Raw genomic sequence first — 21,937 nt, 5'->3', positions numbered from 1 at the left:
CCTTGTCCGCTACAGCTTCAGATAGATAATTTTCGATTTTTGTTTTTATGTGGCAGCCAGATTAATGGAGAAAGTTTGCTTAACTATTTTTGTAATCTAACGAAATGTAACAAGTCGCCGTTGCAATCTCGGTTTGTGTTACATTCGGTATAGAGAAATACTGGTTTATTAGTAAGTTATCTCTCATGGAAGAGGAGTTGTGTTTGTAACATCAACGAGATAGTAGATTCGATGTATCGCCGTTCACCTATTACTATTCGCTTGTTCTTAATGCTATTGGCGCTAATCGGTAGCATTTTTGCCGCAATTTATTTCTTTACCGTTCCTTTGATTAAACAGAATGTTTTCAATCTTGAATTGAATTCCAACCGTCAGGTTTTGAACATCGTTTATGACCTTGCTAATCGGATGTATGCAGGGACGGAGCGTTACGTAGATAACACCCTTAAATCTCATGAGCAGCGTTTGGGGTCTGTGCTGGATATAGCTGAAAACCACATCAATCTTGCGCTGCGTGATGGTAGGCAAAGTGGGTTAAGCGACGCGGAAATATGGGAAAAGGTATTTACAGATCTGCGTAAGTTTCAATTTGGTAATGGCGATTATATTTGGATCTCAGATTATGACGCTAACCTGATCTCTCACCCTGATGATGCTTATCATCAGCAAAATATGTCGGATGTAAAAGATACTGATGGCAATCTGATTATTCCTGGCATTCTCTCTCTCGCTTTAACCGACGGTACTGGTTTTTATAAATACAAATGGAACCGTCTTAACGAAACTGAAGCGATCGATAAATATTCCTATGTAAAGCATTACCCAGATTGGGGCTTTGTGATGGGGGCCGGAGTTTATATTGATGATATTCAGCGCGAGGTTGCCGCGCAGAAAGAGCGGGCGATAGCAGAGATAAATCGAGCGCTGAAAGATATTAAAATTGCGCAGAATGGCTATCTCTACGTGTTCGATTCGCAAGGGAATATGCTATTTCATCCCAATCGCAATATTCATGGGATCAACTTTAAAACGCAGTTAAATCCAGTTACAGGACAACCTATCTATCAAGATCTGATGGCTGTGTCAGATACAGGTAAAGAACTGTATTACAAATGGGATAGACCCGATGATCCAGGGCATTATGAATACGAAAAGCTCTCGTTGGTAAGACACTTATCAGGGTTTGATTGGTATATCAGCTCGTCGGTGTATCTGGACGATTTAAAAGCAAGCTCCGTTCAAATTAGTCAGCGGATTATGGCCATGGGCTTTTTTGGTTTGTTGGCATCCATTGTTGCTGTGTTTATCTTTGCTGAGTGGCTAACTTCTCCCATTAAATCTTTATCGCAGACCGCTTATAAGATCAGCCGTGGCGATCTTTCTGCGAAAACCGGTATCTCTCGGAATGATGAGCTAGGTATCTTGGCGGAATCATTTGACTACATGGTTGATCGCTTACGGGGGAATATTAACAACCTAAATAGCCGCGTGAATGAACGCACCAAAGAACTGTCAGAATCAAATAGTCGTTTATTGGAAGCGGTTAACTCCCTGCAAACTACGCAAGATGAACTGCGTGCAGTAGAGACCCGGCAGCGTTTGATTTTAGATGCATTACCGGCTCAGGTGGCTTACCTCGATAACCAACTGCGTTATGTGTTTGCAAACCGACAGTACCGAGAGATGTTTGACCAGACCAAAGAGGGGATTGTTGGTAAATCTTTCAAAGACGTGGTCGGTGAAGAGATGAATCAGGCTCTTCAGCCTTATATTGAGAAAGCTATGCTGGGTGAAACGCCGGTGTATGAATATCGGTTGAATGATCACGGTAAAGATATTTTAACTCGTCGTACCGTTCTTCCATTTTATAACGTACGCAAAGAAGTCGAAGGGATGTTAACTCTCTCTATCGATATTACCCATGAGCGTGAAGTAGAGCAGCGTATGGCGGAGGCGAGCAAGATGAAAGCGGTTGGGCAGATGTCGGGTGGTTTAGCCCATGATTTTAATAACCTGCTTACGATCATTCTTGGTAATCTTCTCGAGCTACAAGGAAAACACGATCTACCTAAGCATCTGCAACAACATCTCACGCCAGCAGTAAGAGCGACTCGAAGAGGGGCGGATATGACGAAACGTTTGTTAGCGTTCTCGCGACGTCAGCCGCTTAAGCCTAGCTATGTGCAACCTGAACAGCTTATCAACGATTTAGTCGGCCTATTGGCTGCACCTCTGCCCGAAAATATTCAGCTAAGAACTCAAATTAAACCAAACCTGCCTGCTGTTTATGTTGATAGTGCTCAAATGGAAGATGCCTTGGTAAATTTAGCACTTAACTCGGCTGATGCAATGCCTAAGGGTGGAGAGTTGTGCTTAATGGTATCAGCGGTTAGTTCGGATAGCAGAGAAGTTCAGCAAGCTTCGTGGGACGAAGAGGTAGTTCCAGGTGATTACGTATTACTCAGCGTGATTGATACCGGTGAAGGCTTTAGTGACGAAGCCCTAGATAAAGCTTGTGAACCATTTTTTACTACCAAAGGCACGGGGGCGGGATCAGGCTTAGGTTTGAGTATGGTTTACGGGTTTGTAAAACAATCTAAGGGTTATTTCAGAATTCAAAATCGCGCTCATTACCATCATGGTCAAGTAGGCGCGAGAATTGATCTGTTGTTAGGTGCGATGGAGCAACAGAGCCCGCGGGCAACCCAAACCACAAAAATAGTTGAGGGGATCGATCGGTCGGAGATCACTGAAAGTTCTCTTATCTTATTAGTTGAGGACGATGCCGATGTGCGTCAGTTGGTTCGTGGGCAATTAAGGTCAATGGGCTTTTCCGTGGTTGAAGCGGCTAGTGGTGATGAGGCCTTAGCTATGTTGACTGGTTTATCTGATCTGGCCGGCGTTGTAAGTGATGTGGTGATGCCGGGAGCAGCGTCAGGTTATGATGTCGCGACCGCAGTGAATATGATTTTCCCTAAGGCTTTTGTTGTGATCATGACCGGTTACAGTGAGCAGCCATCCAAACTTGAGTTTGAATATAGCTTGATTCAAAAACCGTTCGATGCAGAAACCTTAGAAAGAAAAATAGTGCCTTGCCTAACAGAGCATAATCAGGAGAGCAGATGATGACAGATGTCAGCACCCCAGTGATCTATGTAATTGAAGATGAAGAAGATTTAGGCAAACTTATTTGTACAACCCTACAGAGCTTCCGCTACCAAGCTAAACCATTTACAACCGGAGAAGCAGCCCTTGCGGAAATTGGTTGGGCGAAACCAGATATCTGCATAGTAGACCTTAACCTTCCTGATATGGATGGGATGGAGTTAGTTAAGCAGCTCGATGAAGATGAAGTAGGGGTTATCATTGTGTCTGGTCGAGATGGACTGACAGACAGAATCCTAGGTTTAGAATTTGGCGCTGATGACTATATTACTAAGCCATTTGAACCTAGAGAACTAGTAGCTCGGGTTCAGAGCCTATTGCGTCGCATACGTAAAAAGAAAAATTTATTGATAGATAGTCCAACAAAAGCGCGTTTTGGACAGTGGATCTATCAGCCAGATTCATTGAGTCTAAAGCATGCGCATAAGCCTGCTGAATCTTTAAGTCGGGCTGAGGGTGATATGTTGCTAGCGTTGCTAAAGCATCCTTTCCAAATCCTATCGCGTGATCAGCTCTTAGGTGAAAATTGCGTGCCTTATGATCGGAGCATCGATGTAAGAATGTCGAGGTTACGTAAGAAGATAGAAGAAGACCCTCAGCAACCAGCGTTTATCAAAACGGTTTATGGGGCAGGGTATATGTTCACGTCTGAGGTGCGGTGGGAATAGTCGTTAGAGTTTGAACCGAAAATAAAAAGGGAGCTGAATTCAGCTCCCTTTTTAGTTTAAACAGCTAAGTTACACTTTAAATAGTGCGATCACGCGTTTTAGTTCTTGACCAGCATTGCCTAGCTCGTTGATAGCGGCATTCATTTGTTGGCTAGAATTTGCGGTTTCTTGGGCAATCGTACTGATACTCTCTACATTGCGGCTAATATCTTCACTAACCGAAGTTTGCTCTTCAGCTGCGGAGGCTATTTGAGCACTTGCATCAGAGATATTTGCGACTGAGTCGGTTATCGATGTTAGAGCATGTCCTGCTTGGCTAGTCATCTCTACACTGTTTTGAACCTTAGTATTGCTCTGCTCCATACGATCTACAGCATTGCGAGTATTGCCCTGCAAGCGTTCGATCATCTCTCTGATCTCTGTCGTTGAAGTGGCTGTTTGTTGGGCAAGGTTTCGAACTTCATCCGCTACAACCGAGAAACCTCGGCCTGCTTCGCCTGCGCGAGCAGCTTCAATCGCAGCGTTAAGTGCAAGTAGATTAGTTTGTTCGGCAATGTTTTGGATTACATCCATTACTGTGCCAATAGCATTACTGTTTTCTTCTACCTGTTCAATCATGTTAGTGAGTTCATTGACTTCACAAGAGATGCCCTGAATCGAGCCCACGACTTCTTGTACAAGTTCATCACCGTGACTCGCTTCACTGTTTGCACGCTGAGTTTGTTCTGCGGTCGTGGCTGCATTTCTTGCTACTTCTTCAGACGTTGATGTCATTTCAGAAATAGCAGCAGCCACCATCTCAGTTTCTTGTTGTTGGCGGTTTATATCAATATTTAGACGATCAATGCCTGATGAAACTGTACCCAAATGATTTTGGATAGTGTGCATAGTTGTATTCAATTCACCTGTTACTTTGCGAAGCCCAGCAATGGTTTTTTTAGCGCTGCGACTTAGCTTATGTATCTCGTTATGGGTGTTTTCATCGTCGCCCATGTCGGTGTCGATGCGTGTAGTGAGGTCGCCCTGTCCAATCGCTTGCATATAATTACAAATTGTATCGATCGGCTGCAGTTTTACTTTCAATGTGAAGAATAGAAGACCGGCAATCAGAAGTGCGCAAAATACGGACAGAAGTATCATCTCAACACGCAGCTTCTCACTTTCAGTCAGAAACTCTTCAGTTGCAGCTCCTGCAACGATTGCCCAGTTGAAGCTGGAAACCTGAGAATAAGCAATCAACTTGTCTTTGATGTTGCCATCTTCATGAGTGAAAGGGATATGAGTGAATCCGTGGTCGTTACTGCTGATTGTATTAAGCAAGGTGTTGCCGCTTTCCGATACCTCTGTAAGATTTTTGCCTTTCGCGAATGGATGTAAAAGCAACTGACCAAACTGAGGACCTTGTTTCAAATTGACGATGTAGGCAAAACCGGTTTCACCAATTTTTAGATCGGATATTGTTTTTTGTAAGGCGGCTAGTCGCTCAGTGTAATCAAAGCCTACGTATAGAATACCGATGACCTTACCTTGGGTATCTTTAAACGGAATATATTTGGTCATATAGTCGCGACCAAATAGGTGTGCAGGACCGCTATATTCTTCGCCATTAATTAGCTTTTGATAACCAGGGTGTTTCTTGCCAAGCATTGTGCCAAAAGCTCGACTGCCGTCTGTTTTACGTAGAGATGTACTTACACGTAAAAAATCATCTTTAACACGCATAAAGATGGTTGCGGTGCCGCCTGTCATATTTGTGAATTGATCAGGTTTTGAGAAATTTCGTGTGACAGTTTCGTAATCATGCAGAAGCGTAGGAACCGTAAATTCACCAACTTCAACTTGGTTTAGTTCGTCGATAAGCATATCGCCGGGAAACATCTGGATAAAAACATCGGCAATCTGATTCGTTTGCTGTTTTAAGGTCTCATTAAAAAAGTCGATGTTTTGAGCTAATTGATCAACTTGTTGGTCAAGTGAATGCTCGACATTTTTTATGAAGCCTTTGTCTACTTCATGATTGACAAAAATAGATAAAGCCGTAAATACGGCAAATACGATCAATAAAACAATTGTGGCTAGTTGGTTAACAATCGACGCGTGTCGAAAAAATGATGGCATGCGAACTACCTCAATGGGCTAGGCCAAAGTAAATGCTTTGAGTTATCTAAGGCAAGGAGCCTAAAATTCTACATAACTATATGTTTATATAGGCTTTAAGCAACTCTATAGTGGGCGAAAAGTGCTTATGTACTATAGAAAGGTAATTCCAATTTTTTAAAAATACTACAAAGGTATTACTGTTTAGATTCAAACAGTTAATTTGCATAAGATAATGATTCTTAATTGTTTTTATGAGCTTAGTTGAGGATGTCTTGTTTTAATTCATTGAGTTTTTCTTGAGTCAGATCTAAGTTAATGGTCAGTTCTTTATCAGTGATACGGCGGCCTTCTGGCTTTAAGCGTCGAGAATAAACTAGATCCATTTCTGCTGTGATCGCTGCAGATTCCAGTCTTCGACGATCAACCATAGTTTTGCGTCTTTCAATGCCTGTGTATTTGGCAGTGTTATGTGAAATGAACCATTCACTAGCATGAAGTAGGGTAGGGAGGTTTGGGCTGACTTTACCTTGATTGGGGCATGTCCAGTAGTAAACGATTTTTAAGTTATCCAGATCTTTGATTAAGTTTAGAGTGCTGTGAGGCATCTATTACTATCCTTGTAATAAGAGTCAATTTTAAGCCTGAATACATCCATGATTAGGCATAAGCAATGCGTATATTATTGGCCTTGTTTATGCGCACAATAATACTAAGATAACAGCAGGTAAAAATTAGGAAAAATTCCTAATTTGATAAAAGGTCTATGTTACTGACTTCTTATTATTCTTTAGGCTTACGTTTCTCTTTGCTAAAAAACTTAATATAAACAGTCTTCAGCTAATCATTTTGAATAAAAAATCTGTCTTAGCCTTTAACCGTTCTTGGTTATTTCTATCAGTAAGTCTATGTCCAAGTTTAGAAAACCTTTCAAGACCGCTATCTATGGGGGGGGCTAAACTGTACTAATGAAGTTTAAGTGGTTTGTCAGTGTTTCGTTGTGTCTTTGTCTTACATAATTATGATGTACTTCTGGTTTGTTAAGAGAGCTTAAGAGGCTAACTTCTGGCATCTAAAAACTATTTTCGTGGAAAAGCGCAGCAAAAGTATTGATTTGAAAATTTTGCACCGCCGAATTTTTACTATAGGATTAGGGTATTATTCTGCTTGCTTAAGGAGTCGGGGTGTGAAGTTCAAAATCGATATTGATATGTCGCCGGAAGAACTGCGTAAAGTTCTGGGTTTGCCAGATGTGCAGAAATTTCAGCAAGATATGATGGATAAGATCACTGAACAGATGGATGCTGGTGCGGAAGGGTATGATCCATTGACGTTGTTCAAACCTTACCTAAACAGTGGCCTCGGTTCTATGGAAGCACTGCAAAAAATAATGATGGGTCTTATGACCTCGGGCTATGGCAGCTCTGATAATAAAAAAGACTGATCAAGGTGAAGTGATCAGTTAAAACCAAGGGAATGATACGAGAGAGAAAAGTACATTGCGTATTCTAAGAAAATATACAAATCGCCGTTTGTACGATACCTCGCGAAGCTGTTACGTCACGTTAGATGATGTTAAGCAATTGGTACTCAATGGTGAAGCCTTTAAAGTTGAAGATTCGAAAACTGGGAATGATCTAACAAGAAATATTTTGTTGCAGATCATTAGTGAGCAAGAAGCACAAGGGCATGGCACTTTATTGACCAATCAAGTATTGCAACAATTGATCCGTTTCTATGGTGACAGTATGCAGGGCATGATGAGTCAGTACCTAGAGCAAAGTATTGCTTCCTTCCTTGAGCATCAAGATCGAATTCGAGATCAAATGCAAACGATGATGGGTGCAGCGAATCCACTAACTATGATGAACCGCATCGCGGATCAAAATATGCAAATGTGGGGAATGTTCAAGCCAGGTGAAGGGCCTGAGCATCAAACGCAGCAATCACCGACATCTGAAGCACAGAAAGATAAGTAATAAAAAAAGGCCGCTAAGCGGCCTTTTTTATTTTGAATGAATATTACTTCATATCTGGCATATTGCGGCCATAAAAAATTTCATTCATCTCTTTAGATAAACGCTCGGTTATCTGTTGAACTTCTGATTCTGGAAGTTCCTCTTTTGTGGTTCCAAATAGATAAGTATTCAAATCTACATCTTTCAGCATCATTTTTGTGTGGAAGATATTTTCCTGATAAACATTCACATCAAGCATCTGATATTGATCATGAATATCGGTTGTGAAGAAATTCTGAATAGAGTTAATATCATGGTCGATATAGTGCTTGATGCCATGAATATCGCGAGTAAATCCGCGAACACGATAATCAACCGTCACGATATCTGATTCCAGACGGTGAATAAGGTAGTTCAGCGCTTTTAGTGGCGAGATGATGCCACACGTCGACACTTCGATATCTGCACGGAAGGTGCAAATACCATCATCGGGGTGAGCTTCTGGATAGGTGTGTACACAGATATGGCTCTTATCTAAGTGAGCTACAACAGAATCCGGCATAGGGCCTGGCTTTTCTGTAGTATCTACAGCTTCCGAATCTTTAATTGGTTCTTCAGCAACTAGAATCGTAACGCTAGCCCCTTGCGGGTCATAATCTTGTCGTGCAACATTTAAAATATTTGCACCAATAATGTCACAACATTCGCTTAAAATTTCTGTTAAACGATCGGCACTATATTGTTCATCGATGTACTCGATGTATTCCGCTTTTTGCTCGGGTGTTTGCGCATAGCAGACGTCATAGATACAGAAACTCAAACTTTTAGTTAGATTGTTAAAGCCCTGTAGCTTAATTTTGTCATTAGTCGCCAAGGTGGTTAGCTCCAAGTGAGGACTACTATATTTTGACGCGGATTTTAGTCGACAATTTCTCTCTGAGAAAGAAAAAAATCACGCTAAATGAGGTGAAAATTACTAATACAGGCAAAAAAGGTGGGGAATAGGAGAGAACGGGGGATTAGTCCCGTTCTGATAGCCAATCTACGATGGCAGGCGCAACTTGAGTTTGTGATTTCCCAGAAACGAAAACACCAATGTGCCCACCTTTTACTTCCAGCTCTTTGTAGTCTTTGGATTTTACATGCTCAGCTAATGCTGTAGAGGCTTTAGGTGGTACTAGATGATCGAAGCTGCCAAATACATTCAGAACTGGTTGCTTGATGTTGCCTAGGTTGACCTGTTTATCGCCGATCATAGCTTCACCTTTTATTAACTTGTTTTGCTGAAAAAACTGAGTAATAAATTGGCGGAAGGCCTCGCCTGCTTGATCAGGGCTATCGTAAATCCATTTTTCCATCCGTAAAAAGCTTAGGGCGCTTTCACGATTTTCTAACTGGTTAGGCATACCCAAGTTTTTTTGTACGCCTAAACGCATCGGCATTAACGAATTATAGGAATCATTCAGCATACTGCCTGGAATATTGCCATAGGTTTCAACGGCTAGATCAGCGTCAACATATTTTGCTAAATGATAGAGAAGGTTATCTTCGGTCTGAAAATCGACCGGTGTCACCATAGTGATCAAGTTTTTGATCTTCTCTGGATTTAAAGCTGTATAGCACAGGCTAAATGTACCACCTTGGCATATGCCTAGAAGGTTGGTTTGATCGGAGCCTGCATGCTCGCATGTAGCCGCTACACAGTTATTGAGGTACTCGTTGATGTAATCATCAAGATCTAGATACCGATCAGCAGCATCTGGATAGCCCCAGTCGATTAGGTACACATCTAAACCCAGTTCTAAAAGGCGCTGCAGCATTGAGCGTTTGGCTTCAAGGTCAATCATGTAGGGGCGATTAACCAGTGCATAACAGATCAATAATGGGGTAGAGCAACGCTTCTCACCCTGGCTTTGGTAGTAGCGCAAACGAAGTTTATCTTCTGTATAAATTACGTCATAAGGCGTGGAGTCGACATCAACTTCTTTTAGCTGCGAAAGCGTGTTGTAGCTTTTGATAAGCTTGCGATTAAATTCAAAAAGTTCCTGAGAGACAACACTAGGGTCAAGATTAAAGCCATTCATCATTTAGTCCCCTTAGCTTGTTTTTTTAAAGCGGTGACTTCTTTCTTAAGAGCTGAGACCTCTTTCTTTAGTTCGGAGATTAGGTCGGCAGAAGCTTGTTCTTTTAATGCCGTTATCTCTTGCTGCATTGCGAGCATTTCTCGGCGATTAACACGCATTTCTTTTCGTAACTGGTGCTGCCTCTGTAGGGCTGTGTCTAGGCCTTTTCTAGTCGCTAAACCTACCGATTGAAAATGCACATCTCGAACATCTTGAGCAAACTTCCGCATCTGCATTAATGCATTACTAATGCGGCCATGAGAGCGTTGGTAATCGTCGGTGAAAACTGTATCTGAGTACGCTGATTCATAGGCATCTACCCAGATATCATGAAGTTGTTGCAGTGTTGATACCTCATCACCCGCATCCGTAAGCTTATTAAGCATCTGTGTTGATGCGTTCTGATTGATAGAACTGTAATGCTCAACGTACTCTTGCAGTGCTTCTTGATATTCAATGGTTAGCTTTGTCGCTTCTCGTATTTGTTGCTGAGTTTCGCGGTTTGTACCAATGATAGGAGTTTCTAAAAGGCTCTTCATACCACTGGAAAATGGGTTTTCGAAGAGAAGGTCGTCGCGAAAGCTGTGGGTCTTAAATAAAGAAGCGAACTGTTCTGGCAATTGCCATTGTTGCATCAGTGCATCGGCAGTCTGCTTTTGCATGTACTTCTGAAACTCATGTACTGCTTGATTGAGGTGTTGTTCTCCACCGTTGCGGTACTGGTTTAAAAGCTCTTCGCCGTATTGAGTAAAATTCTTAGATTGAGCGCCGAGGATGTCTAGCATTTGAGCAAATTGCTCAGGCGCTTCTTGTTTGACCGTTTCTTGGCTTTTGCTAAAAAGCTCCGCCCATTCCTGTGGTTGAGGCATTTCTGCACCGGAAGTGATTTTTTTCCAATACTCTTTCTGGGCATCTAACAAGGCTTCGATTGATAAGCCGTTATTTTCCATCAGCCAACTCTCCGATTTTTACTCGATGAAAACTATCTTATTACAACTGGCTTTTGCTTACATCCGCTTATCGCTCATTCCTAAGCATTTCTACTAAATAGTTTGCGGCGTTCGATAAGGTGCGATTGCGGTGGTAGATAATCCCAAGATTTCGATGAACGGGTTCTGAATCAGTAACGTCGAGAACACATAAATCATCATTTACTAAACTATCGGGTAAAAGGCTCCAGCCTAGACCAATACTGACCATCATTCGAATTGTATCGAGGTAGTTAGTCGACATACTAACATTCAGTTCTAGAGCGTGTTGCTTGAATAGTTGCTCTACTAGGCTTCGAGTAAATGTATTGCTGCCAGGTAAAATTGCGTTGACCTGATTGAGCTGCTCAAGGCTGATCTTATCGCAATCTGCTAATGGGTGATCTTTCGCTACGACATATCTAAGTACATCATCCCAGATAATCTCCGAATGAATAGAAGCATCGGGCTCAGGAGACAAAGTGATTAATGCGAGTTCTAGGTCGCCTTTAAGGACGCCCTCATAGGCGATCTCTGATTCGGCAAATTCAAGATCGAGTTCTACCTTTGGGCAGGCTTCAGCATACTGCTTTAATAAAGGCGGTAGTCTGTGCAAGCTAATATGGTGGCTTGCTGCCAGTTTGAAATTACCTGTGATTTCGCCTGCATTCAGATTGCTAATGAGCCTTTTTGCATCATCCAATTGCAGCAGAATATCTTTAGCTCTAGGTAATAGGGCGGTGCCTGCTTCCGTCATTGTCACGGTGCGGCCAATCCGATCAAACAGTTTACTGTTCAACTGGTCCTCTAATAATGCCACGCGCTTGCTGATAGCTGATTGGGTAAGAAAGAGTTGGTCTGCAGCCTTGGAAAATGAACCTGTAGCAGCTACAGCCAAGAATGCTTGCAGTGTATTGGTATCCATAAATTTCTTTCCTGTAACTCTTTCTTTAATACAGTAACCTTCCGAATTGTTATTGTATTCCTATTTGGAATCTAAAGCATAAAAAATATGAATTTGTGTTGTAGCTAAGTGTGCACTAGGATTGCTGCATAAATTAGTTGGCTCAGCAGTTTTGGAAGTGTTGAGCGAATGAAAAGAATAAAGTGAGGTGAGCTTCCATGGCTGGTAAAACGTTATATGACAAGTTGTTCGAATCGCACTTGGTTCGCACAAATGATGACGGCAGTTCTTTGATTTATATCGACCGTCAGGTTCTGCACGAAGTAACTTCTCCGCAGGCTTTTGAAGGTCTTCGTATGGCTGGTCGTCAGCCTTGGCGTATCGATGCAAACATCGCGACTCCAGATCACAACGTACCTACAACTGAGCGTTCTGGTGGTGTTGATCAGATTGTTGACCCTGTTTCTAAAATTCAGGTGAAAACGCTGGATAGCAACTGTGATGAGTTTGGTATTTTAGAATTTAAAATGAACGATCAGCGTCAAGGTATTGTTCACGTAATGGCGCCAGAACAGGGTGCAATTCTTCCTGGTGTGACAGCTGTTTGTGGTGATTCTCATACAGCAACGCTGGGTGCTCTAGGTGCGCTTGCACATGGTGTTGGTACATCTGAAGTTGAGCATGTGTTGGCAACTCAGTGCCTGATCACTAAGAAAATGAAAAACATGCTGGTGCGCGTTGATGGCGAACTAGGCCTTGGTGTAACGCCGAAAGATGTTGTGTTGCATGTGATTGGTGTGATCGGTACTGCAGGCGGAACGGGTTATGCGATTGAGTTTGGAGGCGATGTTTTCCGTAACATGTCTATGGAAGGTCGTATGACCGTTTGTAACATGGCAATTGAAGCAGGCGCTCGTGTTGGTTTGGTTTCTGTTGATCGGATTACGCTGGATTACGTTGAAGGCCGTCCATTTGCGCCTAAAGGTGAGCATTGGGATATGGCAGTTGCAGCATGGAAAGATCTAGTGTCTGACGATGATGCTGAGTTCGACGAAGTGGTTGTTATTAACGGCGCTGATATTGAACCTCAGGTGACTTGGGGTACATCTCCAGAGATGGTTGTTGGTGTATCTGCTCAAGTACCTAACCCAGCTAACGAAACGGATCAGGTTAAGATTGATGGCATCAATCGTGCACTTGAATACATGGGTTTGAATGCTGATCAGAATATTACTGATATCAAACTTGATCGTGTATTTATCGGTTCTTGCACAAACTCCCGTATTGAAGATCTACGTGACGCTGCGAAAGTAGTTGAAGGTCGTAAAGTGGCTGACAACATCATTCAAGCGTTGGTGGTACCGGGATCTGGTTTGGTAAAAGAGCAAGCTGAGAAAGAAGGCTTGGATAAGATCTTTACTGCTGCAGGTTTAGAATGGCGTGAGCCTGGTTGTTCTATGTGTTTGGCCATGAATCCAGATAAATTGGGTAATGGTGAACACTGTGCATCTACTTCTAACCGTAACTTCGAAGGTCGTCAGGGCTTCGGTGGTCGTACTCATCTGGTAAGTCCTGCTATGGCTGCAGCTGCTGCAGTAACGGGTCACTTTATCGATGTACGTGAGTTGATTAAGTAAGGTATCAGGAGAGCGACATGAACAAATTTACTTTGCACACAGGTATCGCAGCTCCATTGGATCGTGCCAATGTTGATACCGACATGATTATTCCAAAGCAGTTTTTGAAATCCATCAAACGTTCTGGTTTCGGTAAGAACTTGTTTGATGAACTGCGCTATCTAGATGAAGGTCAGCCAGACCAAGAGTGTACGGGGCGTCCATTAAACGAGGAGTTCGTTTTGAACTTGCCGCGTTATAAAGGCACAAGCGTTCTGTTGGCACGTGAAAACTTCGGTTGCGGTTCTAGTCGTGAGCACGCGCCTTGGGCTTTAGATGATTTTGGTATTCGCTCTGTTATCGCGCCAAGCTTTGCTGAGATTTTCTATAACAACTGCTTCAAGAATGGTTTGTTGCCAATCATTTTGAGTGAAGAACAGGTTGATCAGTTATTTAAAGAGGTAGCCGCAACTGAAGGTTATGAGCTAACCGTTGATCTAGAGAATCAGATTGTTAAGACGCCTTCTGGTGAAGAGATGGTTTTTGAGATTGATGATTTCCGTAAGCACTGCTTGCTAAATGGTTTAGACGATATTGGTCTTACATTGCAGCATGCGGATGATATTAAGGCTTATGAAGATAAACGCCGTCAGTCTGCTCCTTGGTTGTTTGACGCAATCAAGTAATCGAATTTAAGAATTAGATAAAGCCTCTGTATGAGGCAATCGGGAAGGTTATAAGAATGTCTAAAAATGTTTTGATTTTGCCGGGTGACGGCATCGGTCCTGAGATTGTTACAGAAGCGCGCCGCGTTTTGGAGCTAGTTAACGAGCAAGACAATCTAGGTCTTGAGTTCAGCGAAGCTGACGTTGGTGGTGCTGCAATTGATGCTGCTGGCGTACCTCTGCCAGAAGCAACTCTTGAAGCTGCGAAAGCATCTGATGCGATCCTTCTGGGTGCTGTAGGTGGTCCTAAGTGGGATACGAATCCTGATTTCCAGATTCGTCCAGAAAAAGGTCTGTTGGGTATCCGTTCTCAGCTAGAGCTGTTTGGTAACTTGCGTCCTGCAATTCTTTATCCGCAGCTTGCTCACGCATCTACCTTAAAGCCAGAGGTTGTATCTGGTTTGGATATTTTGATCGTTCGTGAATTGACGGGTGGTATCTACTTCGGTCAACCACGTGGTATCCGTGAGAAAGAGGGTGGTGTTCGCGAAGGCTATAACACTTACGTTTACGATGAGAATGAGATCCGTCGTATTGGTCGTGTTGCATTTGAAGCGGCAATGGCTCGTGACAAGCGTCTATGTTCTGTAGACAAAGCTAACGTGCTAGAAGTAACTGTGCTATGGCGTGAAATTATGGATGATCTTGCAAAAGAATATCCGGAAGTTGAACTAAGCCACATGTACGTAGATAACGCTGCGATGCAGTTGGTGCGTGCGCCTAAACAGTTTGATGTTGTAGTAACAGGGAACATGTTTGGCGATATCTTGTCTGATGCTGCTGCAATGTTGACGGGTTCCATTGGCATGTTGCCATCTGCATCTCTAGATGAAAATGGTAAAGGTATGTATGAACCGTGCCACGGTTCAGCACCTGATATTGCAGGCCAAGGCCTTGCAAACCCATTGGCGACTATTTTGTCTGCTGCAATGATGCTTCGTTACTCTCTAGATGCGGGTGAAGCTGCAGATCGTATCGAAGCGGCAGTAAGTAAGGTTCTAGATCAGAATCTACGTACAGCTGACATCATGTCAGACGGTATGACTAAAGTGTCTACTTCTGAGATGGGCGATGCAGTGGTTGCTGCTCTGCAATAAATAATAGAAAAATAGTCGTAATCTACTGATGTCTCGGTAGATTGCGATAGTCTCAAATGCAGAAATAATGCATAATTGAGCAACTCTGATGCGTTCGGAGTATACGAAAGCTGGTATCGATGGCGGTACCGGCTTTGTTGTTTATATTTGATTATTTGGTGAATTTAATGAAACGTGTAGGTTTTGTTGGCTGGCGTGGAATGGTGGGTTCCGTGCTTATGCAACGCATGATGGAAGAACGTGATTTCGATCATATCGAAGAACCGGTCTTCTTCACCACATCCCAGGTAGGTCAGGCTGGTCCAGATATTGGTAAAGATATTCCAGCGCTGAAAGATGCGACATCTATTGAAGATCTAAAACAGATGGATGCCATTATTTCCTGTCAGGGCGGTGACTACACGAAACAGGTTTACGCTGACCTTCGTGCTGCTGGTTGGGAAGGTTACTGGATCGATGCTGCATCTTCTCTACGTATGGATGACAGTGCGATCATCGTGCTTGATCCAGTAAACATGAATGTGATCAAAGACGGTCTTTCTAACGGCATCAAAACTTTCGTAGGTGGTAACTGCACAGTTTCACTGATGTTGATGGGCTTGGGTGGTCTATTTAATGCGGGTCAGATCGAGTGGATGACCTCCATGACATACCAGGCTGCATCAGGTGGCGGTGCGCGTCACATGCGTGAGCTGATCTCTCAGATGGGTATCATCAAAGAGTCTGTTGCTACAGATCTTGCTAACCCAGCGTCTGCTATCTTGGATATTGATCGTCAAGTTGCAGAAACTATTCGTGGCGATGCGATGCCTGTCGATAACTTTGGTGTGCCGCTAGCGGGTTCTTTGATCCCTTGGATCGATACTAAGCTGGATAATGGTCAGAGCCGTGAAGAGTGGAAGGCGTTTGCTGAAACTAACAAAATTCTAGGTTTGGGTGATAGTCCAATTCCGATTGATGGTACTTGTGTGCGTATCGGTGCAATGCGTTGCCATAGCCAAGCATTCACGATTAAGCTGAAGCAAAATGTTCCTATGGATGAAATCGAGTCAATGCTGGCAGAAGCAAATGACTGGGTTAAGGTTATTCCTAACGAGCGTGACATTACTGCGCAGGAACTTACACCAGCTAAAATTACAGGCACATTGAGTGTTCCTGTAGGTCGTCTTCGTAAGATGAATCTAGGTGATGAATACCTAAACGCGTTTAGCGTCGGTGACCAGTTATTATGGGGTGCGGCTGAACCGCTACGCCGAATGCTGAGAATTCTGTTAGAAGACTAATAAATCAGTCTTTAATTAAGAATATTAATCAGCCCGACTTAGTTCGGGCTGGTTTGCTTTTGGAGAAACGAAAGTGAGTCAAGGTTTTAATGTCGCTGTTGTTGGCGCAACAGGCATGGTAGGTGAGGCAATTCTGGAAATTCTAGAACAGCGAGAATTTCCTGTTGAGAATCTGTATTTGGTGGCAAGTGAGGACAGTGCCGGTAAGCAGATTCAGTTCAATGAGAAAAACTATAAAGTCGAAGCGATAGAAAATTTTGATTTTTCTCAGGCTCAAATTGCCTTTTTCACTGCTGGGGCAGCAGTTTCAGAAGAGTATGCGCAGATGGCTGCGGATCAGGGTTGTATCGTTATCGATAACACATCGTGTTTCCGTTACGACGATGATGTCCCGCTAGTAGTACCAGAGGTAAATCCTGAAGCAGTTGCTGAATATCCGAATAGAGGGATTATTGCCAATCCTAACTGTTCTACAATTCAGATGCTTTTAGCGGTTGCTCCAATTCATCGTCATGCTTCCGTTAAGCGTATCAATGTTGCAACTTATCAGGCGGTATCTGGTAGCGGTAAGAGTGGTGTAGAAGAGTTGGCAGGTCAGACTGCTAAGCTATTGAATGCGCAAACACCAGAGAATAAAGTTTATCCTAAGCAGATTGCGTTTAACGTGCTGCCGCAGATCGATGCTTTGCAAGATAACGGCTATACCCGCGAAGAGATGAAAATGGTTTGGGAGACGCAGAAAATCCTTGGTGATGAAGGTGTCATGGTCAACCCAACTTGCGTACGCGTCCCCGTTTTCTTTGGTCATAGCGCTGCAGTACATATCGAGTGCTGGGATCCAATTAGTGCTGAAGAAGTGCGAGAGTTGTTGGGGCATTCTTCTGGTGTGGAAGTAGTCGATAATCAGGAAGAGGGTGGTTATGCCACTGCTGTTACTGATGCGGCTAAAAACGATGAAGTGTTCATTAGTCGCATTCGCGAAGATATATCTTGTGAAAATGCTATAAATTTATGGGTGGTTGCCGATAATGTGCGTAAAGGTGCTGCTCTAAATAGCATTCAAATAGCTGAGGTTTTAATTCAACAGTATATTTAAATCGTTATTTTAAGAGGAAATACAAACAGTTGTTTGTATTTCCTTGACCCGTAAGTGGTTTATAAACAATACTGTGGAAGGATTTAGAATCGCAACCCTCTGAATTGCTCGGAGTTTTGAGGGTAGGGAAACAAGGAAACTGATGATGTTGCGAAAACTCGCCGTCAGCCTTGCAGTAGCAGGGATCATAAGTGCCTCCAACGCTAATGCGCTGGGTTTGGGCGAAATTAAAATTCACTCAGCATTGAATGAACCGTTAAATGCGGAAATTCAGTTGCTAGAGGTGAGAAAGTTAGGCCCCTTGCAGATTCAGCCAAGAATGGCGAATATTGACGAATTCGCTTTGGCTGGTTTAGAAAAGTCACGCTTTTTGACTGATGTGAGCTTTCAGGTAAAAGTTAATCCTGATGGTTCCGGTGTAATAACAATGCGCTCGGATAGGCCTGTCAAAGAGCCTTTCCTTAATTTCTTAGTAGAAGTTAACTGGCCTAGTGGTCGTTTAGTCCGTGAATATACTCTGCTACTAGATCCTCCGGTCTATGATCCTACTCCTGTCCGTAAAACTGTACAGCCGGCCAATGCACCAGCTTCTGCTGCTCCATTAGTGAATTCAAAATCTAGGACTTCAACTTTAAACAGTCCTAGAACAATGAAAACTGGCGCTTCACAAGTTTATGTTGATGTGAAAGATACTTTATGGGCAATAGCAATAAAGCATCGTCCTAGTTCAAGTATTCCTGTAAAGAAGATGATGATCGCTTTACAGAAGAAGAACCCCCAAGCATTTGTTAATGGCAACATTAATGTACTTAGAGCGGGAGTAGTATTGGATCTTCCAACTATGGAAGAAATCAATCAGCTGAATTCTAAAGAAGCAACCCGTGAGTTCGCACGTCAAACGTCTGAGTGGAAAAATAAAAGTAAAACGACTGCGCCTATGGAGGTTTCTCAAAAGAAGCCCGTGACAAGTTCTGTCGATGAGGTTCCAAAGCCTGATCCTACAGATGAGAAATCAGCAGAACTTAAAATTGTTACACCAAAAGATTCAATCGAACCTGAAGAAGGTGTAATAACTGACCAGTCTGAAGGCGAAAAAGCAGAAGGCGAAGAAAAAGATACGCAGACAAAGTCTGATGAAAAGCCTGAAGGTAGCGTGGATACAGAAAAGCAAGCCTTGTTAGACCGTAACCAAGAGCTTGAGGATAGATTAAGTCAGTCTTTAGAGAATGTAGATAAAATTACTCGCGATAATGCTGAGCTTAATGAAAAGTTAGATTCAATTCAGTATGAATTATCTAAATTACGGGAAATGCTTGAGCTAAAAGACCAGCAATTAGCTAATTTACAAAATAAAGTTGAAGCGGCAGAAGTTGCCGCCGCTCCACCTCCTGTACCTCCAGAAAAAAGCCTCATCGATAAAGTTCTAGATTCTCCAGCTATTTTGGGAGGTATTGGTGCTGCATTAATTGCATTGCTAGGTGCTTTATTCTTCTTCCTTCGTCGCGGTAAAAAGGATGAAGAAACTACAGAGGATGAAAATGCCCTAGTTCAAGTGCCGGAAGAGTTAGATGCTTCTGAAGAAGTGGAAACGGCAGAAGCACCGGAAGAACAGCCGGAAACTGAAGAGGAAGCTGGTGATACTGAAGCAATTGATGAGGTTGAAGATCTAGATTTAGGATCAGAAGATGATCTTTTAGATGAAGCTGATTTGGATCTTGCAGATGCTGATGACCTAGAAGATTTGGATGATATTGATGATTTAGATCTCGATATGGATTTGGATCTTGAGGAGGATGGAGCTGGGGATGCTCTTCAGACAGTGGAAGTGGATGAGCCTGACGATCTAGATGCGTTGTTAGAGGACAATGAGTTTGATTTGGGTCTTGATGACGATGATGTCGAAGAGGTTGAATCGGCAGTAGAAGAGCCTGAAACCGATGGGCTTGATGCAATTTTGGAAGAGCCTTCAGATCTAGATGATGCTCAAAGTGAGCTAGAAGTTGCGGATGCTGATGAGCCTGATGCTCTAGATGATATCTTGGGTGAAGTTGACGAAGTTGAGCCTGAAATCGATGACGCTGATCTTGATGCGGCGCTAGAAACTGATTCTACAGAAGACGGCGAAATTGATTTAGGTCTTGATGACGCGGATCTGGAGTTCGATCTAGATGATGACGCAGATGAGGTGGTTGAAGAAACTACTGAAGAAGTAGAGGAAGCTGTGTCGGATGGAGATCTAGACTTTGTTGTTGATGAAGTGCCAGATCTTGTAACTGCTGAAGATGTAGCTGAGCTTGAAGCTGAAGGCTCAGATCTGGAGGCAGATTTAGCAGCAGACATGGAAGTGGATACGGTTCCTGAAGAACTCGATGAGTCAGGTTTGGATGACCTGCTTGATTCAGTGTCTGACGAAGATATCCAAGAATTAACTGATGCTGCTGAGCAGACGGATTCTGAGCCAGAAATAGATGGGCTTGATGATCTGTTGGCTGAAGTAGAGGATGAGCCGACTGCTGAAAAGGTTGAAGAGACTCATACTGACGCTACAGATGATCTGGAAGCGCTGTTAGCTCAAGATCTGGATATGGGCGATCTCGAAGAGTCTGCCGGTGATTCTACTGATGTAGCTACAGAAAACGATGTGACTGATGATGCGTTGGAAGCAATGCTCGCGGCGAATCCAGATCCTAGTGATATCGGTCTTCCTGGGCCGCTTGAGACTCAAGACGAGTTGGATGGAGAGTCACTTGAGTCTGATGATAGCTTGGATGAGTTACTTGCTCAGGTTGATGAAGATATTGATCAGGCAATGGCAGCTGATCTCGAGATGGAAGAAGTTGAGGAGCCAGAGCTTGAAGTTAGTGAATCAGATGCTGCATCTGATGATCTAGAAGCAATGCTTGATGACTTAGGCTCTGATCTTGATCTGACTGATGTGGTAGCGGGAGCCTCTGTTGGCGGAACTGCGGCTGCAGCGTCTTCTGATGATGAAGTTGTTCTAGAAGATAATGACTTAGAATCATCGATCTCTGATGATTTGGAAGCTGATTTGGATTCTGAATTAGATGCACTTCTTAATAGTGAAGAGGGTGATATAGTGCTAGAAGAGAGTGCTATTGAAGAGGATGCCTCAGTGGATGAAGATTTTGACGAGCTGGCAGGGTTAAACCTGTTAGAGGGAGCAGATGAAGTCGAGACTAAGCTTGATCTGGCTCGTGCCTATATGGATATGGAAGACCTCGAAGGCGCTAAAGATATTCTGGAAGAGATTGTTGCCGAAGGCACTGATGACCAGAAAAAAGAAGCTGAAGCGTTGATTCAATCCATTAACGAAAAGTAGTATGTCAGAAAAAAGTTGTACTGAACTTAACAGTTCACCAGAAGGGGCGATTTCTATCGCCCCTTCTTATCGTTATGCCCTTTGTGTCGAATATTCTGGTGCCGCGTATCGTGGTTGGCAGATTCAGAAAGAGGGTGATGTGCCAAGCATTCAAGAGGAAGTGGAAAAAGCGCTTTCTAAAATTGCAAATGCGCCTGTATCGGTTATTTGTGCCGGTAGAACTGATGCGCGGGTAAATGCAACCTATCAAATTATTCATTTTGATAGTCCGGTACAAAGAGAAGACCGTGCTTGGGTTTTAGGTACCAATACCAATCTTCCTGATGATATTGCTATCCAATGGGCTGTGCCTGTCTCGGATGAATTTCATGCGCGTTTTTCCGCTGTCGAGCGTCGATATCGATACCTTATCTACTGTAACCCAGTTAAACCTGCCATTTTACCAAAAGGCATAACCTGGACTTACAAGCCGATGGATGTAGAGCGGATGCAGGAAGCCGCAAACTATCTTATAGGCGAACATGACTTTACCTCTTATCGCGCAGTAGGTTGTCAGGCACATAGCCCAGTACGTACGGTTAAACAATTAGATGTTTACCAAAGCGGTCAACTGATCGTTTTGGATGTTCGTGCTAATGCATTTTTGCATCATATGATTCGAAACTTTGCAGGGGTTTTGATGAGCGTCGGTTGTGGCGAGGCTGATCCAATTTGGGCAAAAGAAGTTTTGGATGCTAAGGATCGCCGTCAGGGTGGTGTAACAGCACCTCCTTATGGTCTTTATTTCGTCGATGCTAAGTATCCTGATGAATTTGATCTGCCTAAATCGCAAATAGGGCCTTTTTTCCTGTCATAGTTGACTGACTTAGTGGTCTTCAATCTGCTACTATTTGCAAC

At 43.1% G+C, this 21,937-nt stretch carries 17 protein-coding genes; 11 read left to right on the top strand and 6 right to left on the bottom strand.

Annotation, left to right across the window (positions count from 1 at the left end):
* Positions 1 to 231: 231 nt before the first annotated feature.
* The gene (locus ACMXYW_RS09890; RefSeq protein WP_415900766.1) at positions 232 to 3,126 is read left to right on the top strand and encodes a cache domain-containing protein; all 2,895 of its coding nucleotides are present in this window, start codon (positions 232 to 234) and stop codon (positions 3,124 to 3,126) included.
* The gene (locus ACMXYW_RS09885) at positions 3,123 to 3,833 is read left to right on the top strand and encodes a response regulator transcription factor (protein ID WP_415903917.1); all 711 of its coding nucleotides are present in this window, start codon (positions 3,123 to 3,125) and stop codon (positions 3,831 to 3,833) included. Before ACMXYW_RS09890 ends, ACMXYW_RS09885 begins: the two co-directional genes overlap by 4 nt.
* A 69-nt stretch (positions 3,834 to 3,902) precedes the next feature.
* On the opposite strand, the gene ACMXYW_RS09880 is transcribed toward ACMXYW_RS09885, so the two are convergent.
* Complete coding sequence (locus tag ACMXYW_RS09880) at positions 3,903 to 5,951, bottom strand: methyl-accepting chemotaxis protein (RefSeq protein ID WP_415900769.1); 2,049 nt, start codon at positions 5,949 to 5,951, stop codon at positions 3,903 to 3,905.
* Between the two features lie 239 nt (positions 5,952 to 6,190).
* Positions 6,191 to 6,538 carry a hypothetical protein gene (locus ACMXYW_RS09875; protein WP_415900770.1) on the bottom strand — a complete coding sequence of 116 codons (348 nt, stop codon included), beginning with the start codon at positions 6,536 to 6,538 and terminating at the stop codon, positions 6,191 to 6,193.
* Between the two features lie 578 nt (positions 6,539 to 7,116).
* On the opposite strand from ACMXYW_RS09875, the gene ACMXYW_RS09870 reads away from it, so the two are divergent.
* Positions 7,117 to 7,374, top strand: coding sequence for a DUF6489 family protein (locus ACMXYW_RS09870; protein ID WP_415881594.1), 258 nt, complete (start codon positions 7,117 to 7,119; stop codon positions 7,372 to 7,374).
* A 55-nt stretch (positions 7,375 to 7,429) separates the two neighbouring features.
* Positions 7,430 to 7,909 (top strand): polyhydroxyalkanoate synthesis repressor PhaR, encoded by a 480-nt coding sequence (gene phaR, locus ACMXYW_RS09865; RefSeq protein WP_415900771.1) that lies wholly within the window; start codon positions 7,430 to 7,432, stop codon positions 7,907 to 7,909.
* 43 nt (positions 7,910 to 7,952) lie between these two features.
* On the opposite strand, the gene speD is transcribed toward phaR, so the two are convergent.
* From speD to ACMXYW_RS09845, 4 genes are all read right to left on the bottom strand, one after another.
* The gene (gene speD, locus ACMXYW_RS09860) at positions 7,953 to 8,762 is read right to left on the bottom strand and encodes an adenosylmethionine decarboxylase (RefSeq protein WP_415901104.1); all 810 of its coding nucleotides are present in this window, start codon (positions 8,760 to 8,762) and stop codon (positions 7,953 to 7,955) included.
* 145 nt (positions 8,763 to 8,907) lie between these two features.
* Positions 8,908 to 9,975 (bottom strand): class III poly(R)-hydroxyalkanoic acid synthase subunit PhaC, encoded by a 1,068-nt coding sequence (phaC, locus tag ACMXYW_RS09855; protein ID WP_415903916.1) that lies wholly within the window; start codon positions 9,973 to 9,975, stop codon positions 8,908 to 8,910.
* Positions 9,972 to 10,961, bottom strand: a complete 990-nt coding sequence (locus tag ACMXYW_RS09850) for a poly(R)-hydroxyalkanoic acid synthase subunit PhaE (protein ID WP_415903915.1) — start codon at positions 10,959 to 10,961, stop codon at positions 9,972 to 9,974. The genes phaC and ACMXYW_RS09850 overlap by 4 nt, the downstream gene beginning before the upstream one ends.
* Before the next feature lie 67 nt (positions 10,962 to 11,028).
* Positions 11,029 to 11,904 carry a LysR family transcriptional regulator gene (locus ACMXYW_RS09845; RefSeq protein ID WP_415903914.1) on the bottom strand — a complete coding sequence of 292 codons (876 nt, stop codon included), beginning with the start codon at positions 11,902 to 11,904 and terminating at the stop codon, positions 11,029 to 11,031.
* Positions 11,905 to 12,101: 197 nt separating this feature from the next.
* Between ACMXYW_RS09845 and leuC the strand changes: the two genes are divergently transcribed.
* From leuC to truA, 7 genes are all read left to right on the top strand, one after another.
* Positions 12,102 to 13,520 carry a 3-isopropylmalate dehydratase large subunit gene (gene leuC / locus ACMXYW_RS09840; RefSeq protein ID WP_415900774.1) on the top strand — a complete coding sequence of 473 codons (1,419 nt, stop codon included), beginning with the start codon at positions 12,102 to 12,104 and terminating at the stop codon, positions 13,518 to 13,520.
* A gap of 17 nt (positions 13,521 to 13,537) precedes the next feature.
* On the top strand, positions 13,538 to 14,185 hold the full coding sequence (gene leuD / locus ACMXYW_RS09835; RefSeq protein WP_415900775.1) for a 3-isopropylmalate dehydratase small subunit: 648 nt from the start codon (positions 13,538 to 13,540) through the stop codon (positions 14,183 to 14,185).
* A gap of 56 nt (positions 14,186 to 14,241) precedes the next feature.
* On the top strand, positions 14,242 to 15,321 hold the full coding sequence (leuB, locus tag ACMXYW_RS09830; RefSeq protein WP_415900776.1) for a 3-isopropylmalate dehydrogenase: 1,080 nt from the start codon (positions 14,242 to 14,244) through the stop codon (positions 15,319 to 15,321).
* A 167-nt stretch (positions 15,322 to 15,488) separates the two neighbouring features.
* Entirely contained in the window at positions 15,489 to 16,604 is a 1,116-nt protein-coding gene (asd, locus tag ACMXYW_RS09825) for an aspartate-semialdehyde dehydrogenase (RefSeq protein ID WP_415900777.1), read from the top strand.
* 73 nt (positions 16,605 to 16,677) lie between these two features.
* Complete coding sequence (locus ACMXYW_RS09820) at positions 16,678 to 17,700, top strand: aspartate-semialdehyde dehydrogenase (RefSeq protein WP_415900778.1); 1,023 nt, start codon at positions 16,678 to 16,680, stop codon at positions 17,698 to 17,700.
* Positions 17,701 to 17,845: 145 nt separating this feature from the next.
* Positions 17,846 to 21,040: a FimV/HubP family polar landmark protein gene (locus tag ACMXYW_RS09815; RefSeq protein WP_415903913.1), complete on the top strand. Its 3,195-nt coding sequence runs from the start codon at positions 17,846 to 17,848 to the stop codon at positions 21,038 to 21,040.
* Position 21,041: 1 nt separating this feature from the next.
* Positions 21,042 to 21,896 (top strand): tRNA pseudouridine(38-40) synthase TruA, encoded by an 855-nt coding sequence (truA, locus tag ACMXYW_RS09810; RefSeq protein ID WP_415903912.1) that lies wholly within the window; start codon positions 21,042 to 21,044, stop codon positions 21,894 to 21,896.
* Positions 21,897 to 21,937 lie beyond the last annotated feature (41 nt).

Source organism: Neptuniibacter sp. QD48_55 (genome assembly GCF_047778115.1).
Taxonomy (GTDB): Bacteria; Pseudomonadota; Gammaproteobacteria; order Pseudomonadales; family Balneatricaceae; genus Neptuniibacter.
The sequence above is the reverse complement of the archived record's forward strand: the minus strand, read 5'-3'. Positions and strand labels throughout refer to the sequence as shown.